Origin of the sequence: Streptomyces sp. NPDC032940 (assembly GCF_040636935.1) — a bacterium.
GTDB lineage: Bacteria > Actinomycetota > Actinomycetes > Streptomycetales > Streptomycetaceae > Streptomyces.
In genome coordinates, this window is the sequence record NZ_JBEZVJ010000035.1 from 24590 (window position 1) to 42496 (window position 17907).

At 73.7% G+C, this 17907-nt stretch carries 18 protein-coding genes; 9 read left to right on the plus strand and 9 right to left on the minus strand.

Annotation, left to right across the window (positions count from 1 at the left end; all coding sequences use genetic code 11):
• Positions 1-78 precede the first annotated feature (78 nt).
• Positions 79-2325, plus strand: a complete 2247-nt coding sequence (locus AB0E77_RS29920; RefSeq protein ID WP_361576724.1) for an FUSC family protein — start codon at positions 79-81, stop codon at positions 2323-2325.
• Between the two features lie 4 nt (positions 2326-2329).
• Here AB0E77_RS29920 and AB0E77_RS29925 read toward each other — a convergent pair whose 3' ends face one another.
• From AB0E77_RS29925 to AB0E77_RS29940, 4 genes are all read right to left on the minus strand, one after another.
• Entirely contained in the window at positions 2330-2764 is a 435-nt protein-coding gene (locus AB0E77_RS29925; protein ID WP_361576727.1) for a hypothetical protein, read from the minus strand.
• Positions 2765-2810: 46 nt separating this feature from the next.
• Entirely contained in the window at positions 2811-3644 is an 834-nt protein-coding gene (locus AB0E77_RS29930) for a DUF1206 domain-containing protein (RefSeq protein WP_361576730.1), read from the minus strand.
• Between the two features lie 139 nt (positions 3645-3783).
• Positions 3784-4650 carry a SigB/SigF/SigG family RNA polymerase sigma factor gene (locus AB0E77_RS29935; protein WP_361576733.1) on the minus strand — a complete coding sequence of 289 codons (867 nt, stop codon included), beginning with the start codon at positions 4648-4650 and terminating at the stop codon, positions 3784-3786.
• Between the two features lie 180 nt (positions 4651-4830).
• The gene (locus tag AB0E77_RS29940; protein WP_361576736.1) at positions 4831-5274 is read right to left on the minus strand and encodes an ATP-binding protein; all 444 of its coding nucleotides are present in this window, start codon (positions 5272-5274) and stop codon (positions 4831-4833) included.
• Positions 5275-5411: 137 nt separating this feature from the next.
• On the opposite strand from AB0E77_RS29940, the gene AB0E77_RS29945 reads away from it, so the two are divergent.
• The 3 genes from AB0E77_RS29945 to AB0E77_RS29955 all read left to right on the plus strand — a co-directional run bounded on the left by AB0E77_RS29945 (position 5412) and on the right by AB0E77_RS29955 (position 8230).
• Positions 5412-5633, plus strand: a complete 222-nt coding sequence (locus AB0E77_RS29945; RefSeq protein WP_361576739.1) for a hypothetical protein — start codon at positions 5412-5414, stop codon at positions 5631-5633.
• Between the two features lie 287 nt (positions 5634-5920).
• On the plus strand, positions 5921-7399 hold the full coding sequence (locus tag AB0E77_RS29950) for an aminotransferase class I/II-fold pyridoxal phosphate-dependent enzyme (protein WP_361576742.1): 1479 nt from the start codon (positions 5921-5923) through the stop codon (positions 7397-7399).
• Between the two features lie 375 nt (positions 7400-7774).
• On the plus strand, positions 7775-8230 hold the full coding sequence (locus tag AB0E77_RS29955; RefSeq protein ID WP_361576745.1) for a cyclic nucleotide-binding domain-containing protein: 456 nt from the start codon (positions 7775-7777) through the stop codon (positions 8228-8230).
• Between the two features lie 7 nt (positions 8231-8237).
• Here AB0E77_RS29955 and AB0E77_RS29960 read toward each other — a convergent pair whose 3' ends face one another.
• Both AB0E77_RS29960 and AB0E77_RS29965 read right to left on the minus strand, forming a co-directional pair.
• A complete protein-coding gene (locus AB0E77_RS29960) occupies positions 8238-9554 on the minus strand; it encodes an MFS transporter (protein WP_361576748.1) in 1317 nt (438 codons plus the stop codon).
• Positions 9555-9655: 101 nt separating this feature from the next.
• Positions 9656-10270, minus strand: a complete 615-nt coding sequence (locus tag AB0E77_RS29965) for a LysE/ArgO family amino acid transporter (protein WP_361576751.1) — start codon at positions 10268-10270, stop codon at positions 9656-9658.
• A 138-nt stretch (positions 10271-10408) separates the two neighbouring features.
• Here AB0E77_RS29965 and AB0E77_RS29970 point away from each other — a divergent pair, with 138 nt between their 5' ends.
• The gene (locus AB0E77_RS29970) at positions 10409-11302 is read left to right on the plus strand and encodes a LysR family transcriptional regulator ArgP (protein WP_361576831.1); all 894 of its coding nucleotides are present in this window, start codon (positions 10409-10411) and stop codon (positions 11300-11302) included.
• A gap of 126 nt (positions 11303-11428) precedes the next feature.
• Positions 11429-11680: a WhiB family transcriptional regulator gene (locus AB0E77_RS29975; protein ID WP_361576754.1), complete on the plus strand. Its 252-nt coding sequence runs from the start codon at positions 11429-11431 to the stop codon at positions 11678-11680.
• Between the two features lie 75 nt (positions 11681-11755).
• On the opposite strand, the gene AB0E77_RS29980 is transcribed toward AB0E77_RS29975, so the two are convergent.
• Together AB0E77_RS29980 and AB0E77_RS29985 are read right to left on the minus strand one after the other, a co-directional pair.
• Entirely contained in the window at positions 11756-13429 is a 1674-nt protein-coding gene (locus tag AB0E77_RS29980) for an FAD-binding dehydrogenase (protein ID WP_361576757.1), read from the minus strand.
• Between the two features lie 28 nt (positions 13430-13457).
• Positions 13458-14177, minus strand: coding sequence for a TetR/AcrR family transcriptional regulator (locus AB0E77_RS29985; RefSeq protein WP_361576760.1), 720 nt, complete (start codon positions 14175-14177; stop codon positions 13458-13460).
• Between the two features lie 136 nt (positions 14178-14313).
• Here AB0E77_RS29985 and AB0E77_RS29990 point away from each other — a divergent pair, with 136 nt between their 5' ends.
• The 3 genes from AB0E77_RS29990 (at position 14314) to AB0E77_RS30000 (ending at position 17002) form a co-directional block, all read left to right on the plus strand.
• Positions 14314-14943, plus strand: a complete 630-nt coding sequence (locus AB0E77_RS29990; RefSeq protein ID WP_361576763.1) for an alpha-ketoglutarate-dependent dioxygenase AlkB — start codon at positions 14314-14316, stop codon at positions 14941-14943.
• 69 nt (positions 14944-15012) lie between these two features.
• Positions 15013-15759 (plus strand): MBL fold metallo-hydrolase, encoded by a 747-nt coding sequence (locus AB0E77_RS29995; RefSeq protein ID WP_361576766.1) that lies wholly within the window; start codon positions 15013-15015, stop codon positions 15757-15759.
• Between the two features lie 10 nt (positions 15760-15769).
• The gene (locus AB0E77_RS30000) at positions 15770-17002 is read left to right on the plus strand and encodes a DUF4032 domain-containing protein (RefSeq protein WP_361576769.1); all 1233 of its coding nucleotides are present in this window, start codon (positions 15770-15772) and stop codon (positions 17000-17002) included.
• Positions 17003-17027: 25 nt separating this feature from the next.
• Here AB0E77_RS30000 and AB0E77_RS30005 read toward each other — a convergent pair whose 3' ends face one another.
• Positions 17028-17900, minus strand: a complete 873-nt coding sequence (locus tag AB0E77_RS30005) for a universal stress protein (protein WP_361576772.1) — start codon at positions 17898-17900, stop codon at positions 17028-17030.
• Between the last annotated feature and the right edge of the window lie 7 nt (positions 17901-17907).

Here is a 17907-nt window from a genome sequence, read left to right on the forward strand (position 1 = left end):
CATGACATGCTGAGAAGTGGATCTAAGACTCGGGCCGTGGCCCGAAATCGAGCGTGAGTCGGGAGAGTGTACGGCGGCGTGAAGTCAGCGGGGCGCTCTGTGCGGGGACGGCTGCGGGACCGCGTCGCCGCGTCGGATCCCGGTCTGCTGCGGCTGACGGCCGGGCTGCGGACGGTGGGCGCCATCGCACTGGCGCTGGCCGTGCTGGCCCTGCTCGGGTCGGACGTCAAGCATCTGGTGGCGGGCGCGATGTCGGCGATGGTCGCCACCTTCGCGATCCGCGAGAAGCAGCCCGCAGCGCAGGCCGTCACCCTGGCACTCGGTCTGCCCGTGGCGCTGGCGTCCGTGTCGGTGAGCTCGCTGCTCACCTCGCGGGTGGTCGCCGGCGACGCCTTCTTCGTCGTCCTGATCTTCTGCGCCGTCTACAGCCGCCGGTTCGGCGACCGGGGCACGGCGCTGGGCCTGATCGGCTTCCAGGTGTACTTCGTCTCCCTGTTCGTGGGTGCGAAGACGTCGGCGCTGCCGGGGCTGTGGGCGGCGATCGCCGTGGCCTTCGCGTGCAGTGCCCTGGTGCGGTTCGCGATCGTTCCGGCGACGCCCGGACGCGTCCTGTCCCGGCTGCGGCAGGCCTTCCGGGCCCGGCTGGCGCAGCTGATCTCGGCGCAGCTCGAACTGCTGGACGCCGGGCCGGACGAGATCGACAAGACGCTCGAGCACCTGCGGGACGGTACCGCGCGGCTGCACGAGACGGCTCTGATGATCCAGTCCCGGCTGGAGGAGGGCACCCCGGACGCGTCCACGGCGCGCCTGGTGCAGCGCCGCATCGCGGACGCCGAGATCGCCGCCGAGCGCCTCGGCCTGCTGCTGCTGACCGCGCGCAGCGCCGAGCGGGCGGACACCCTCACCCTGCATCTGCCGGGCGCCCCGGCCCCCTCGGTGGGGAGCACTCCGGCGCCCGGTGAGGCGACGGCGGTCCTGCGCCGGGACCTGGAGGCACTGCGCGCGCTGGTGCTGCGGCCCCCGGCCGAGGCCCGCGGCACGGCCCTGTCCCATCTGCGCAACCGGCTGCTGGGCTACCGCGACGAGGAGAACCTGCCCGAGGCGACCGCCGCCGTGCAGGACGTCTTCCGCGGCATCGGTGAGACCGCCCGCGCGGTGATGGGCCTCAGGATCGCGCTGGACGGGCCGCAGGACGAGTCGGACGACAGCCCCGCGACGGCGCGCTCGCGCGAGGAGCTGGACGCCGAGGACGCCGCGATCGACGCCGGTGAGGAGGCCGCCGCGGAGGAGGAGCCGACCGGGCTGCGGCGGCCCACCACGCGCGCGGCCGTGCAGGTCGCCGTGGGGTCCTCGCTGGCCATCGTGGGCGGGGAGTTCCTGTCCTCGCAGCGCTGGTACTGGGCGGTGCTCACCTGCTGGATCGTCTTCCTGAACACGGCCTCCACCGGCGAGATCCTGGTCAAGGGCTACCGTCGGCTGCTGGGAACGATGTTCGGCGTGGTGGCCGGCATCGTGCTGGCCGGCCTGGTCGGCAACCACACCTGGACCGCGTTCGGGCTGGTGCTGCTGCTCATCTTCGCGATGTTCTACACGGCGCCGCTGTCCTACACGCTGATGTCGTTCTTCGTGACCGCGATGCTCGGGCTGCTGTACACCCTGCTGCACACGTACAGCATGGAGGTGCTGCTGCTGCGGGTGGAGGAGACCGCGCTCGGCGCGGCCTGCGGGATCATCGCGGCGGCGCTGGTGCTGCCGATCCGCACGGACCGGCGGACGAACGAGCTGCTGGGCACGGTGCTGGAACGGCTGGTGGACGTCACCGAGGGCGCCGTCGACCAGCTCAGCGGCGGGCCGGCCGCCGATCTGCTGGACACGGCGCGCGATCTGGACCAGGCGCTGGGCGATCTGCGTGCGGCCACCCAGCCGCTCACGCATCCGATCACGCCGCTGCGGGCGCGCCGGAACACCGCCCAGTACGTGGTGGCGCTGCTGGAGACGTGCGCGTATCACGCGCGGTCCCTGGCGGCCACGGCGGAGCTGCTGCCCACCCATCCGTCGATCGCGGCCGATCCGCGGCTGCGCGGGGCGGTGCGGCGCACGGTGCGCAACATCGAGGCGATCGCGGCCCGGGTGGAGGACGAGCACGTCGCGGTGGAGGTGGAGACGGGGCCCAGCATCGCGTCGCTGCTGGAGCCCGATGTCGACGGGGCGCCGCGCTACGGCCGGATCACCGGACGTGTCCTGCGGCACCTGGAACGGCTGGACGAGGCCGTGGTCGGCCTCGCCCGGCCGCTGGGCGTGCCCGTCGCGACGCCGAGGCGGTGACGGGTCAGAAGTCGGTCGGCATGCCGCTCGCCTCGGCTATGCCGCGCAGTTCCTCGTTCTGCCGGTGGCGTTCCTTGAGGTAGTCGGCGATCTCGCCCAGGCGTTCGGGGTCGGAGGCGGTGACCGCGTCGGTGACGACCCGGACGGGTCCGGTCTCCTCGGTGCTGATCTCGACGACCTCGTTGTCGAGCCGGCCGGTGACGGCGGTGGCGATGACCAGGGCGGCCTCGTCGCGGATCTCCTGGGGCAGTGCCTCGGCGTTGTCGCCGTCGAGCGAGAAGTCGATGGTGGGCATCTGCTGCTCGTCGATGGCCTGGAGGACCGGCTCCACCACGCTGAGCAGCAGCTGGTAGTCGGCGCTCTCCATGCGGAAGCGCAGGAGGTCCAGGTAGACGTCCACGGGACGTCCGTCCGGCGGAGGAATCTCGTGTTCGTTCATTCGCCCCGTGTTCCCCGTGCGGCGCGGCTCAGACCTCGGCCGCGGTTCAGACCCTGCGCCAGCGGGCCAGGGCGAACGAGAACACGCCGAACAGCATCAGGCCCGCGGCGACGCAGACCAGCAGCCAGGGGCCGAGCGGGGTGCCGGCGAAGGAGCGCAGGGTGTCGTCCATGCCCTTGGCCTCGCTCGCCTCGTGGTCGGCGGCGGCCCGTACGGCGAAGGCGCCCGCCACGGCGAAGACGATGCCGCGGGCGGTGCCTCCGCCGACGCCGGTGACGTCGACCAGCCGCCGCACGCGCGGGCTCAGCTCGCCGGGCTTCAGCTTCTTGTGATAGCTGCGGCGCAGGGCCTGTACGGCGATCACGACTCCGGCGACGACGACGGCCGCCCCGGCCACGCCCACCGCCCACCGTCCGGCGGGCATGTCGAGCACCCGGGCCGTGACGTCCCGGGACTGCCGGTCACCGGATCCGCCGCCGCTGTCGCGGGAGCCGGCCGCGAAGGCCAGTACGGAGTAGGCGACGAACGCGTAGAAGACGCAGCGGGCGGCGGCCGGCAGGCGCTTCTTCGCGCTGCGGCCGTCCTTGCCGACGGCGCCGAAGAGAGCCTCGGACAGCCGCCACAGCGCCATGCCGACGAGACCGGCGCCCAGGGCCCACAACAGGACGGCGCCGAACGGCTTCTCCGCCAGTTCGGCCAGGGCGCCGCCGCGGTCCGCCTGGCGCCGCCCGTCGCCGAAGGCGATCCGCAGGGCCAGCAGCCCGACCAGCAGGTAGATGACGCCGCGTGCGGTCAGTCCCGCGCGCGCGGCCCCCTCGGCGGCCGATCCGCCGGCCGCCCTCCGGGCCCGGCTGCGGGCGGTGCGTGTCAGAACACTCATGCGAGCCTCCCCTCCGGGACTCCGCATGCCCCGCCGTGCGCTCCGCACACGCGGGAGGTTCTCCGCGGCCGGGCCACCGCGGGCACGCGTCCGCCCCGTGGGCCTGCGGCCGGCCCACGGGGCGGTGCGGGGGATCGCGTCACACCGTCGTGCGGCGGCGGACCGGGCGCTGTCCCATCGCCTCGTCGCGCACGCGGGCGCAGCTGCGGCTGATGAGCCGCGAGACGTGCATCTGGGAGATGCCCAGGCGGTCGGCTATGCGGCTCTGCGTCATGTCCTCGAAGAAGCGCATGTAGAGGATGGCCCGCTCCCGTTCGGGCAGCCTGCGCAGGCCTTCCTTGGCGGACTCGCGGTCGATCACGGTGTCGTACGAGGCGTCGGCCGCCCCGAGGGTGTCCGCGAGGCTGTAGCCGTCGTCGCCGGCCGACAGCTCGGCGTCCAGCGACAGGGTGCTGAAGCTCTCCAGCGCCTCCATGCCGGCGCTGACCTCGTCCTCGGTGAGGCCCGTGTGGGCGGCGAGGGCGGCGAGGGACGGTTCGGGGCTGCCGGGGCTCTGGGTGAGCTCGCGCCGCGCCACCCGCACCTTGTTGCGCAGTTCCTGGACCCGGCGGGGCACGCGCAGCGCCCACATGCGGTCCCGGAAGTGCCGCTTGACCTCTCCGGTGATGGTGGGCACGGCGTAGCTCTCGAAGGCGCCGCGCTCCGGGTCGAAGCGGTCGATGGCCTTCACCAGACCGAGCGCCGCGACCTGACGCAGGTCCTCGATGGACTCGCCGCGGTCCCGGAAGCGGCCGGCGATCCGGTGGGCCATGGGCAGCCAGGCGGTGACGAGCTCGTCGCGGACGGCGTCCCGTTCGGGCCCGTCCGCCAGGCCCGACAGCCGTGCGAAGAGGGCGGCGGTGTCCGGCGCGTCATCGTGCCGACGACGGTTCGCGGCGCCAGGAGCGGCGGGGGCGTGCGCGGGCTCGGTCGTTCCGGGACGGACGGTGGGCGTGTCAATGAGCATGCGGATTCGCTCCTGAACGGTGGTCTCAGGGGAACATTCCGCGGAAGCGGCGCTGTCCGGGTATCCACCCGGAGGGGGCCGGAGCAGTCACACCGCTCCCGCTGCTGCGCCTCCGGTCCGAAGCACGAACTTGCGACTGCCCCCGCCCCTGAGGAACAAACTCCGCTTTTCGAAATGTACTCAGGACAGCGGAACGACGACGGTGATGCGCTTGCCTCCGGACGGAAGATCTGCCACGCGCACGTCGCGCGCGAGCCGGCAGACGATCGGCCAGCCGCGGCCGCCGACGCGTCGGCGGCCCTGGGCGTCGGCCGGCGCCACGGCCACCGGCAGCTCGGCACTGCGGTCGCTGACCGAGAGGCGGACGTCGACACCGTCCACGTCGACCTGGAAGTCGGTGATGCCGCCGCCGTGCAGGATGGCGTTGGTGGTCAGTTCCGAGGCGACGAGCACGGCGTCCGACAGGGCGCCGTCGTCGTACACCACGTGGTCGGCACGGCAGCACTCGGTGACCACGTGCTCCACCGTGCTGCGCGCCTCGGCGGGTCTGCGGGGTGTCGACTGCCGGTGTCGCCGCACGCCGGACCGTTCGAGGGCGGATGGGGTGGTCTGCCTGTCGCACATCCGTCGGCTCCCTGGTCGCCGGTGCGCCCGCGAGGGGCGTGTCCCTTTCCGGCTGACCTCCGTCCGCACCCCCAAACCTTCCGCCCTCCTTACGGCCCAGCGGCCATCCGGGCGCCGAGCGGGGGTACGCGGAGTGCATGACGGATGTTGTGGACTCGGACGAACTGCTGCGCCGGATGCACCGCGCGAGGGCCTGCGCGATGGAACAGGAACGGACGTGGCGGGCACGAAGGGAAGAGCTGCGGACGACCGACCCGGAGGCGTCCCGCGAGGCGGCGGTGCGGACGGTGGCGTACGAGGCGGTGCTGCGGGTGCTGGACGAGGTGCTGACCCCGGGCCGCCGCACGAGCGCCGGCTGACGCAGACCCGTCCCCGGGCCGCACCGGCAGCGCCCCTCCGTCCGGGCCGACGGGTGCCGGTCCGGCTCGTACGGCAGGGCGGTGCCGGTCCGGCTCGTACGGCGGGCAGGACGGCGGGGCGGTGCCGGTCCGGCTCGTACGGCGGGCAGGAGGCCCGGTGACGCCCGCGGACGCACGCCGGCGCGGCCGCCCGGCCGCCGGATCCTCCGGCCCCCGGGCGACCCGGCCGGCAGGACACCGGGCCAGCGGCGGATTGGCGAGGCCGGTTGCCGGGAAACCGGGTCGGCATGACTGTCGACCACACCCGTGCGCCCGTGCTGGAAGCCCTCGTCGCCTACCGCCGCGAGGGCCGGCTGTCGTTCACGCCGCCCGGGCACAAGCAGGCGCGCGGTGCCGATCCGGCGGTGCGCGAGGTGTTGGGCGACGCCGTCTTCTTCGGTGACGTCCTGGCGACCGGCGGACTCGACGACCGGCTCACCCGGGGCCGCGTGCTCCAGCGCGCCCAGGAGCTGATGGCCGACGCGGTCCACGCCGACCACACCTTCTTCTCGACCTGCGGGAGCAGCCTGTCGGTGAAGGCGGCGATGCTCGCCGTGGCGGGCCCGCACGAGAAGCTGCTGATCGGCCGGGACGCCCACAAGTCCGTCGTGGCGGGCCTGATCCTGTCCGGCATCGAACCGGTCTGGGTGGAGCCCTGCTGGGACGCGGAACGCCATCTGGCCCACCCCCCGTCCGCCGACGCGTTCGAGCGGGCGTTCGACGCACACCCCGACGCCAAGGGCGCGCTGATCACCAGCCCGACACCGTACGGGGCGAGCGCCGACCTGCGGGCCGTGGCCGAGGTCTGCCACCGGCGTTCCGCGCCGCTGATCGTCGACGAGGCGTGGGGCGCGCACCTCCCGTTCCACCCCGATCTGCCGTCCTGGGCGATGGACGCCGGCGCCGACATCTGTGTGACCAGCATCCACAAGATGGGCAGCGGCCTGGAGCAGGGCTCCGTGTTCCACCTGCGCGGCGGCCTGGTCCCGCCGGAGCTGCTCGGCATGCGGGCGGACCTGCTGGGCACGACCAGTCCGTCGGCGCTGATCTTCGCCGGGCTGGACGGCTGGCGCCGCCAGATGGCGCTGCGGGGGCGGGAGATCATGGGCGGCGCGCTGGATCTGGCGGCCGAGGTCCGGACGGCCGTGGAGAAGATCGACGGGATGCACGTCAACGACCGGGACGACTTCTGCGGCCCGGGGCTGGCCCACGGTTTCGATCCGCTGCCCGTGGTCATCGACATAGAAGGGCTCGGGGTCTCCGGCTACCAGGCGGCGGACTGGCTGCGCGAGCACCGCGGCATCGTGGCGCATCTGACCGACCACCGCCGCATCGGCGCGCAGATCTCCCACGGCGACGACCCGGAGACCACCGGCGAACTGCTGGCCGCGCTGCGGGACCTCGCCGCGGCGGCGCCGGACCTGGGCACCGCGCCGCGCGTCGAGGTGCCGTCGCCGGCGGAGCTGCGGATGCCGCAGGTGATGCTGCCCCGGGACGCGTTCTTCGGGCCGACCCGGGACGTCCCGCTGGACCGGGCCGCCGGACGCGTGGCCGCGGAGATGATCACGCCGTATCCGCCCGGCATCCCGGCGGTGCTGCCGGGTGAGCGGCTGACCGAGCCCGTGCTGCGGTACCTGCGCAGCGGTCTGGAAGCGGGGATGTTCCTGCCGGACCCGAGCGACCCGGCGCTGGACACGATCAGGGTCGTCGCCGAGGACGCCGGGTGATGCCGTGTCACCGTGGGTGACCGTCCAGTGAAACGGGTCACGTGACCCGGTTCCGGGTTTCCGGAACGCGGAGAGATGGTTTAGCGTTCATCCATACGTGGCGACGGAGTCGACGGAGAGGTCCTTCGTGCGCCACCGCTTACGGCCCTGGCTGGCTTCCCCCGTCCAGCCAGGGCTTTTTCATGTCCCGACGGCCCACCCCCGCGCCCCGGCCGCGCATCCCCGCCCGCCCCCGGCACCGCGTCCCCGGAACCGGCGCGGAATCCGTACGGGATTCGTGCGTCCGCCGAGGTGCTCAGGGTGGCGTCAGCGGCTCAAATAGTGCATAGGGAAAGCACCGGAACCGGACCCGAATCGTCGGCGAGGAGCCCGGACATGACCAAAGCGATCAAACTGCTCACCGCCCTCCCCCCGCCCCAGCGCGATCGCCTCACGGCCCTCGCCCGCGAGGTCTCCTTCCCGGAGGACACCCGGATCTTCGAGGCCGGGGAGCGGGCCGACCGCTTCTGGGTCATCCGCTCCGGCGCGGTCTCCCTGACCCAGCAGGTGACGCCCCTGCAGCGGGTGACGGTAGCCAGCCTGGGCGTCGGCGACCTGCTCGGCTGGTCCTGGCTGTTCCCGCCGTACGAGTGGGACTTCGGCGCCGAGGCCTTCAGCCCCGTCCGCGCCTACGAGTTCGACGCGACGTCTGTCCTCACCCTGTGCGAGGAGGACCCGCAGCTCGGCATCGTGCTGGTGCGGACGGTGGCCGAGATCCTCGCGCACCGGCTGGAGGCCACCCGGAGCCGGCTGATGGAGCACGCCGCGATGCGGGGCCGCAGCATGCTGTGACCCGGCGTCAGACGCGGTAGCGGCGCAGCGCCGGTACGGCGGCGGCGAGGGCCAGCATCACCACGACGACGAGCAGCCCGCCGCCCGCCACCGCCGGCCGTGCGCCGAAGGCCGAACCGGCACCGCCGTGCAGGACGTCGGCCAGCCGGGGGCCGCCGGCCACGACCACCGTGAAGACGCCCTGCATGCGCCCGCGCATCTCGTCGGTGGCGGCGGACAGCAGGATGGCCCCGCGGAACACCATGGAGACCATGTCGGCGACCCCGGCGACGGCGAGGAACGCCACCGCGAGCCACAGACTGCCGCTGAGCCCGAAACCGGTGATGGCCGAGCCCCAGACGACGACCGCGCCGATGACCATCAAGCCGTGCCGGCGCGCACGGGAGAAGGTGCCGGAGAACAGTCCCCCGGCCACCGCGCCGAGGGGGACGGCCGCGAACAGCAGGCCGAGGGCGAGGCCCTCGCCCCAGGGGGCGTACGCCTCGGCCGCGAGCTGCGGGAACAGCGCGCGGGGCATGCCGAGGACCATGGCGACGATGTCGGCCAGGAAGGAGAGCAGCAGCACCTTGTGCCCGGCGATGTAGCGGAAGCCGGCCACGACCTCGCGGACGCCCGCGCGCCGGACGGCCGTGCCCGCGAGCGGCGGCAGGGCGGGCAGCTTGACGACCGCCCACACCGTGACGCACAGCGCCAGCGCGTCGATCAGATACAGCTCGGGCAGGCCGATGACGGGGATGAGGGCGCCCGCGAGCAGCGGCCCGGCCACCTGGCCGGTCTGCATGACGGTCGAACCGAGCGCGTTGGCCGCGGCGAGTTCACCGGCCGGCACCAGGCGGGCTATGGAGGCGTTGCGGGCCGGGGCGTTGAGGCCCCAGAAGGCTTGTTGCAGGGCGAGCAGGACCATCAGGACGGCCACCGACTCCAGGCCGGTGACGGCCTGCACCCAGAACAGCAGCGAGGTGACGGCGATCCCGGTGTTGGTGATCAGCAGCAGCCTGCGGCGGTCCATGATGTCGGCGACCGCGCCGCCCCACAGCGCGAACACGATCAGCGGCAGTAGTCCGGCGAGGCTCGCGGCGCCGACCCAGGCGGAGGAGCCGGTGATGTCGTAGATCTGCTTGGGCACGGCGACGGCGGTGAGCTGGCTGCCGACGGCCGTGACGACGGTCGAGGACCACAGCCTGCGGTAGGCGGGCCGGCGCAGGGGCCGGGTGTCCATGGCCCAGCGCCGCCGGCCGCGCCGTCGGGCCCCGTCGGGGGCGGCGCCTTCCGTCTCGGTGGGGACCTCGCCCGGGGGTGCGGTACTGCTCTCGCTCGTGTCCACGCGCTTCCTACATGCTCGTTACATCTTTCTCCGTGCGAGCCCACTATCGCAGCCCTGTTCGGACGCGCCCCCGCCGCCGGGCCCGCCCGGGTGCGGCCCGCTCACGCGCCGGCGACGAGGGTGAGCCCGAGCACGATCATGGTGGCGGCGACGAGGCCGTCCAGGACGCGCCAGGCGACGGGCCGGGTCAGGAAGCGGCCGAGGTGACGGGCGCCGAAACCGAGCGCGGCGAACCAGCACAGGCTGGCGAAGGCGGCACCGAGGCCGAAGGTCCAGCGCAGCGGGCCGCGGTCGGCGGCGACCGAGCCCAGCAGGAAGACGGTGTCGAGGTAGACGTGCGGGTTGAGCCAGGTCAGCGCGAGGCAGGTGAGCACCGCCCGCCGCCGTGAGCCGGCCGCGTGGCCGTCCGTCGGCAGCGCGCCGCCCGGCCGGAACACCCGCCGGGCGGCCAGTGCGCCGTAGCAGAGCAGGAACGCGCCCCCGACCCAGGCCACCACGGTCAGCGCCTCTGGCCAGGCCACCACCACCGCGCCGACCCCGCCCACGCCGAGCGCGATCAGGACGGCGTCGGACAGTGCGCAGATGCCCACCACGGAGAGGACGGCGTCGCGGCGGATGCCCTGGCGCAGGACGAAGGCGTTCTGGGCGCCGATGGCGACGATGAGCGAGAGGCCGGTGCCGAAGCCGGCGGCCGCGGCGGACAGAGCGTTGGTCATGGCGTCGACGCTAAGCGAGGCGATCACCGGGCGTACAGCTAAAGATTCTTACGTATCCTTAGCAGTCCTGATGAGAACTCCTGATGTGAACTCCTGATGCAAGGGGGAGGGGCGGACGTGACGACGGGTACGGCCGCGGTGCTCGCGGATCTGCCGCTGGACCAGGTGCGCACCCTGCTGGCCGTGGTGGACGAGGGCACGTTCGACGCGGCCGCCGCCGCGCTGCACGTGACGCCGTCCGCGGTCAGCCAGCGGGTGAAGGCGCTGGAGCAGCGCACCGGGCGGGTACTGCTGCTGCGCACCAAGCCGGTGCGCCCCACGGAGTCCGGCGCGGTGCTGGTGCGGCTGGCCCGGCAGGTGACCCGGCTGGAGCGGGACGCGTACGCGGAGCTGGGGCTGAGCGGTGCCGGGGAGCCGACCCGGGTCTCCGTGGCCGTCAACGCGGACTCGCTGGCGACCTGGTTCCTCGGCGCCCTCACCCGGGTGTCCCAGGAGCCCCGGCTCTGTTTCGAACTGCGCCGCGAGGACGAGGACCACACGGCGGCCCTGCTGCGCGAGGGCGTGGTGATGGCCGCGGTGACCTCCTCGCCGGATCCGGTGCCGGGCTGCACGGTCCGCTCTCTGGGCCGGATGCGCTACCGGCCCTGCGCGGCCCCCGGCTTCGCCGCCCGGCACCTGGACGGGCCGCTGCCGGAGGTGCTCGCCGAGGCGCCGGTGGTGGTCTTCGACCGGCGGGACGACTTCCAGGACGGCTTCGCGCGGCGGCTGGGGCTCGGCGGCGCCGGCGCGGGGCGGCACTACGTGCCGACCTCGGAGGGCTTCGTGGAGGCGGTGGCCGCCGGGCTGGGCTGGGGCATGGTGCCCGAACCGCAGGCCGATCCCCTGCTGCGCGCCGGCCGGCTCGTCGACTTCGCGCCGGAGCGGGCCGTCGACGTGCCGCTGTACTGGCAGCAGTGGAAGCTCGACTCCCCCGCGCTGGCGGCGGTGGCCGATGCGGTGGTGTCGGCGGCGGCCGCGTCGCTGCGGAGCTGACGGCCCGGCAGGAACCGGGCGCGGCCCGGTGGGCGCCCCCGGTTTCACACCGCTGTCGACAGGTCACCCGAAACGGAGTAAGGGATTCACGAGGGCACGACTCGATTCGATCGCAGGTGACTTCTGATGGACAACTGGCGCGAGCACGCCGCGTGCCGCACGGAGGACCCCGACCTGTTCTTCCCGATCGGCACCACCGGTCCGGCCCTGTTGCAGACCGAGCAGGCGAAGGCGGTCTGCCGGCGCTGCCCGGTCCAGGAGCAGTGTCTGCGGTGGGCGCTCGACACCGGCCAGTCGCTCGGCGTCTGGGGCGGGACCAGCGAGACGGAGCGCCGCGCGCTCAAGCGCCGCGAGGCGGCACGCCGGCGCTCGGGGTGAGCGCCGGACCACGCTGAGCGCCGCCGGCCGGTGCGGCGCGGTGAAGCCCCGGGGACGTCCCCGGGGCTTCACCGCTCAGGCGGTCTGCCGTGCGGCGGCCCGGCCCGCCGCCCTCCCCGAGAACAGGCACCCGCCGAGGAAGGTGCCCTCCAGCGCGTTGTAGCCGTGCACGCCGCCACCGCCGAAGCCGGCCACCTCGCCGGCCGCGTACAGCCCTTCGACCGGCGTGCCGTCGGCGCCCAGGGCGCGGGAGTCGAGGTCGGTCTGGATGCCTCCGAGGGTCTTGCGGGTGAGGATGTGCAGCTTGACCCCGATGAGCGGGCCCGCCGCCGGGTCGAGGACGCGGTGCGGGGTGGCGACCCGGCCGAGGCGGTCGCCGATGTAGCGTCGGGCGTTGCGGATCCCCTGCACCTGGGCGTCCTTGGCGTACGGGTTGGCCATCTGGAGGTCCCTGGCCTCGATCTGACGCCTGATCGAGGCGGCGTCCAGGAGCGGTTTGCCGGTGAGTCCGTTCATCCGGTCGACCAGTTGCTCCAGGTCGGGCGCGGTCACGAAGTCGGCGCCCTTGCGCAGGAACGCGTCCACCGGACCGGGGGCGCCCTTGCCGAGCACGCGTTCGCGCAGGAACCCGGCGCGGTCCTTGGCGGTGATGTCCGGGTTCTGCTCGGAGCCGGAGAGGGCGAACTCCTTCTCGATGATCTTCTGGGTGAGGATGAACCAGGAGTGGTCGTGGCCCGCGAGGTCCTCGGCGGTGCGCAGGTGCCGGAGCGTGCCGAGGGTGTCGTAGCCCGGCAGGTACGGAGAGGGCAGGCGGCGGCCGAGGGCGTCGAACCACAGGGACGACGGACCGGGCAGGATGCGGATGCCGTGGCCGGGCCAGATCGGGTCCCAGTTGCGCAGGCCCTCGGTGTAGTGCCACATCCGGTCGCGGTTGACCAGGCGGACGCCGGCCTCGGCGCTGATATCCAGCATCCGCCCGTCGACGTAGGCGGGGACGCCGGTGACCATCTCGGCGGGCGGGGTGCCGAGGCGCTCGGGCCAGTGGCGGCGGACGATGTCGTGGTTGGCGCCGATGCCGCCGGAGGTGACGACGACGGCCTGGGCGGTGAGTTCGAACTCGCCGGCCGTGTCGCGGCTGGAGGCGACGCCGCGGGGTGAGTCGTCGGGGACGAGGACCGTACCGCGCACGCCGCGCGCGGTGCCGCCCTCGACGAGCAGTTGGTCGACGCGGTGACGGTGGTGGAAGGTGAGCAGCCCGTCGCGTGCAGCCTGCTGCGCGTACCGCACGAACGGTTCGACGACTCCGGTGCCGGTGCCCCAGGCGATGTGGAAGCGGGGCACCGAGTTGCCGTGCCCGCCGGCCGTGAGGTCGCCGCGCTCGGCCCAGCCGACGGTGGGCAGGAAGGTGATGCCGTGCCCCGCCAGCCAGGACCGCTTCTCCCCCGCCGCCCACTCGACGTACGCCTTCGCCCAGCGCACCGCCCAGGAGTCCTCGTCCTCGGTGCGGTCGAAGCCGGCGCTGCCCTGCCAGTCGCTCCAGGCCAGGTCGAAGGAGTCCTTGACGCCGAGCCGCCGCTGCTCCGGGGAGTCCACGAGGAAGAGGCCGCCGAAGGACCAGAAGGCCTGTCCGCCGAGGTTGGCCGCGTTCTCCTGGTCGACCAGCGCGACCCGGCGGCCCCGGCTGGTCAGCTCGTGTGCCGCGACCAGGCCCGCGAGGCCCGCTCCGACCACGATGACGTCGGCGTCCATGGCGACCGTCCCTTCCTCCTCCGTGCGGTCACGGAGTGTTCTCGGTGGTGATGTCGGTGGTGATGTCAGACGTGGTGCCAGAGGTGTTCCCGGTGTGGTCCGGGGCGGTGCCGCCGGGGCCGTCGGCCGGGGTGCCGCCTGCGTCGGTGAGCAGGGCGGTGAGCAGCCGGCCCAGCCAGCGGCGCGCGTGCTCGGCGTCCCGGTCGAGCAGCAGCTGGGTGGTGACGCCGTCGTAGGCGGCGACCACGGCGTGCGCGGCGGACTCGGCGTCGCCCAGCACTGCGGGCAGCGGGGTGCGCGCGTGCGCCCGGGCGAGACGGTCGGCGATCGCGCGGCGCAGCCGCGCCCGGTGCTCCAGCAGGGTCCGCGCCACCTCCGGGTCGCGGGCCGCGTGCACCAGGAAGTCCGTCTTGACGAGGAGCCAGTCCCGGTCCAGCAGCAGCACCTCGGTGACGCGCTCCACGGCGGCCCGCACGTCCAGGTCCGGCCCGTCGAGGGCGAGCGCGTCGGAGACCTGGTCCGCGATCAGCTCGGCCCGTTCGCGGTAGAGGGCGAAGAACAGCTCGTCGAGGCTGGCGAAGTTCGAGTAGAAGGCGCCCCGGCTGTAGCCGGCCGCCTCGCAGACCTCCTCGATGGGCACCCGGCCGAAGCCCTTGGCGGCGAACACCGCGAAAGCCGCGTCCAGGAGCTTGGCGCGGGTCTGCGCGCGCCGCCTGGTCACGCGCCCGTCCGTCGCCCGCACCGCCATGCCCCGCACCACCCTCCGCGTCGTCCCGCGCGACGTCCTCCGCCGTTGGATACGGAAACGTATCGGATACATCAGCGTATCGAAAGACCCCGGACACACTTAGAACGTCTATTCGAATACGCGGTACGCTGGTCGCATGACCAGGCACCTCCAGGGATCCCTCTTCGACCAGACGGACGAGGTCCGGCTCGGCTCACTCGGCGGGCTGCACCGCACGGTGCTCGGCGCGGGCGCCTGGATCGACGTGCTGCCCGGGTGGCTGAGCGGCGCCGACGCACTGTTCGAACGGCTGGCGGCCGAGGTCCCGTGGCGGGCCGAGCGACGGGCGATGTACGACCAGGTGGTCGACGTGCCCCGCCTGCTCGCCTTCTACGGCGCCGGCGACCCGCTGCCCGACCCGGTGCTCGACGAGGCCCGGGACGCGCTGTCCGCGCACTACGCCGAGGAACTGGGCGAGCCGTTCACGACGGCCGGCCTGTGCCAGTACCGCGACGGCCGGGACAGCGTCGCCTGGCACGGCGACCGGATCGGGCGGGGCGCCAGCCGGGACACCATGGTCGCCATCCTCTCGGTCGGCGCACCCCGTGACCTGCTGCTGCGCCCGGCGGGCGGGGGCGGTGACACGGTGCGCCGGCCGCTGGGCCACGGCGACCTGATCGTGATGGGCGGCTCCTGCCAGCGCACCTGGGAGCACTGCGTCCCCAAGAGCGCCCGCGCCGCGGGCCCTCGGATCAGCGTCCAGTTCCGTCCGCACGGGGTGCGTTGAGCGTCGGGCACCCACCGCGTCTGGTTGGCTGTCCCCCGTCGGCAGCCACCTGGGAATGCGGGGACACTGATGCGCGCGGACGTGCGGCACGTCGCGGAGGGCACCTACCTGGTGCACGGGAGCAACACGAACTGGGTCGTCCTCACCGAGGGCGACGCGGTGACCCTGATCGACACCGGCTACCCCGGTGACCGGCAGCTCCTGCTCGACTCCCTGGCACAGATCGGGAGTTCGCCCGAGGCGGTGACGGCCGTGCTGATCACCCACGCCCACAACGACCACCTGGGCTCGGCCGAGTACCTGCGCTCCGCCCACGGCACCCCCGTCCTCCTCCACGAGGCCGAAGTGCCGCACGCGCGGCGGGACTTCCTCCAGCAGGTGTCGGTCGGCGAGGTGCTGCGCAACAGCTGGCGGCCGGGCGTCCTGCCCTGGATGGCGCACGTGCTCCGCTCCGGCGGCACCCGGCAGCACCCGGTGACCGCGCCCGCCCCCTTCCCCGCGGACGGCCCGCTCGACCTGCCCGGCCGGCCCGTGCCGGTGCACACCCCCGGGCACACCGACGGGCACTGCGTCTACCACCTGCCGGACGCGGGCGTGGTCGTCTCCGGCGACGCGCTGGTCAGCGGGCACGCCATCTCACGCGTGCGGGGACCCCAGCTGCTGCCCCGCATGTTCGACCACGACCGGGAGCGCACCGCGGCGTCCCTCGACATCATCGCGGGGCTCGACGGCGACGTGCTGCTGCCCGGCCACGGACCCGTCCACCGCGGACCGGTGAAGGACGCCGCGCGACTGGCCCGGGAACGGACGTCCTAGAGTTCGGGCCATGGCCTTGCAGATCAGTGCCACCAATCCGGAGCACCCGGCGCTCCTGCTCGAACTGCCGTGGCAGCTGCCGCTGGAGGAGTGGCCCGAGGAGTACCTCGTGCCGCTACCCCGCGGCATCTCCCGCCACGTGGTGCGCTACGCGCGGGCCGGTGACGAGGTGATCGCCGTCAAGGAGCTCGCCGAGCGGCCCGCGCTGCGCGAGTACGGGCTGCTGCGCGACCTGGACCGGCTGGCCATCCCCGCGGTGGACGCCCTCGGTGTGGTCACCGGCCGCACCGACGGCGCCGGTGAGCCGCTGGAGCCGGTGCTGATCACCCGGCACCTCGGCGGCTCCATGCCGTACCGGTCGATGTTCGAGACGACGCTGCGCCCGGCGACCATGCACCGTCTGATGGACGCGCTCGCGGTGCTGCTGGTCCGGCTGCACCTGGCCGGGTTCGCCTGGGGCGACTGCTCGCTGTCCAACACGCTCTTCCGGCGCGACGCGGGTGCCTACGCCGCCTACCTGGTGGACGCCGAGACCGGCGAGCTGCACCCGCGGCTGAGCGACGGGCAGCGCGACTACGACCTCGACCTGGCCCGGGTGAACATCAGCGGCGAACTGCTCGACCTGGAGGCGTCCGGGGCGCTGCACCCGTCCGTCGACGCGGTGGAGTTCGGCCGGGAGATCTGCGCGCGCTACGGCCGGCTCTGGGAGGAGCTGACCCGCACCTCGGTCTACCCGGCGGGCAAGCACCACTACATCGAGCGCCGCATCCGGCGGCTCAACGACCTCGGTTTCGACGTGGCCGAGATGCAGATCGAGCACGCCTCGCACGGCGACACGGTCACCTTCGTGCCCAAGGTCGTCGACGCGGGCCACCACCAGCGCCAACTGCTGCGCCTGACGGGCCTGGACGCCGAGGAGAACCAGGCCCGGCGGCTGCTCAACGACCTGGAGAGCTGGATGGCCACCCAGGACGACTACGCCCCCGGCGACCCCCTCGGCGCCCGCCCGGAGGTCCTCGCCCACCGCTGGGTGCGGGAGGTGTTCCGGCCGACCGTGCGGGCGGTGCCGGTGGAACTGCGGGGCGCGATGGACCCGGCGGAGATCTACCACGAGCTGCTGGAGCACCGCTGGTACCTGTCCGAGCGGGCCCAGCACGACATCGGCCTGGACACCGCGGTCCGGGACTACCTCGCCAACGTCCTGCCGAAGGCCCGGGAGACGCTCCAGCCGACGTCGGACTGAGGCACCCGGGCCCGCCGGATGCCGGTCAGGCGTGCGGGACCACGGCCACCGGGCAGGCGGCGTGGTGCAGGACGCCGTGTGCGACCGAGCCGATCCGGGCTCCGACGGCGGTGCGGCGGGCACGGCGGCCGACGACGACCATCTGGGCGTTCCCGGCCGCCGTCAGCAGTACCTGTCCCGCGCTGCCCATCTCCACGTGTTCGACGACGGGGACGTCCGGGAAGCGCTCGCGCCACGGCGCGAGGGCCTCGCCGAGGGCCTTGTGCTCGTACTGCTCCAGACCCCCGGCCTCGTCGGCGAGCCGCATCGAGCCCGGGCTGTAGGTGAACACCGTGGGCAGGGTCCAGGCCCGCACGGCCCGCACGGTGGCGCCGCGCGCCGCGGCGGCCTCGAAGGCGAAGCCGATCACGTCGGCGCTGTCCTCCGGCTCCCCCTGCTGGCCGACGACGATCTCGCGTCCCGCGGCCTCCGCCGCCGCCTCGTCCCCGGCCCGTACGAGGACGACGGGCCGGGGCGCCTCGGCGATCACCTGCTGGCCGACGGAGCCGAGCAGGAAGCCGACGACCGCTCCGTGGCCGCGGGAGCCCAGCACCAGGGTCTGCGCGTCGGCCGCGGCGGCGAGCAGCGCGGCGACCGCGTCGTCGGCCTCGGTGACGTCGGTGGACACCGTGAGGTCCGGGTGCCGCTCGGTGACGGTACGGACCGACTCGGCGACCGAGTCCCGGATCCAGCGCTCCTGCGCGTCCCGGTCCCCGACGCCGGCCGTCTCCGGCTCGGCGCGCCAGGCGTGCACGACGTGCAGCGGGGCACTCCGGCGAACCGCCTCCCTGGCGGCCCAGGCCAGTGCGGCCAGGCTCTCCTCGGATCCGTCCACCCCTGCCGTGATCGGGCGCGTCATGCGGGTC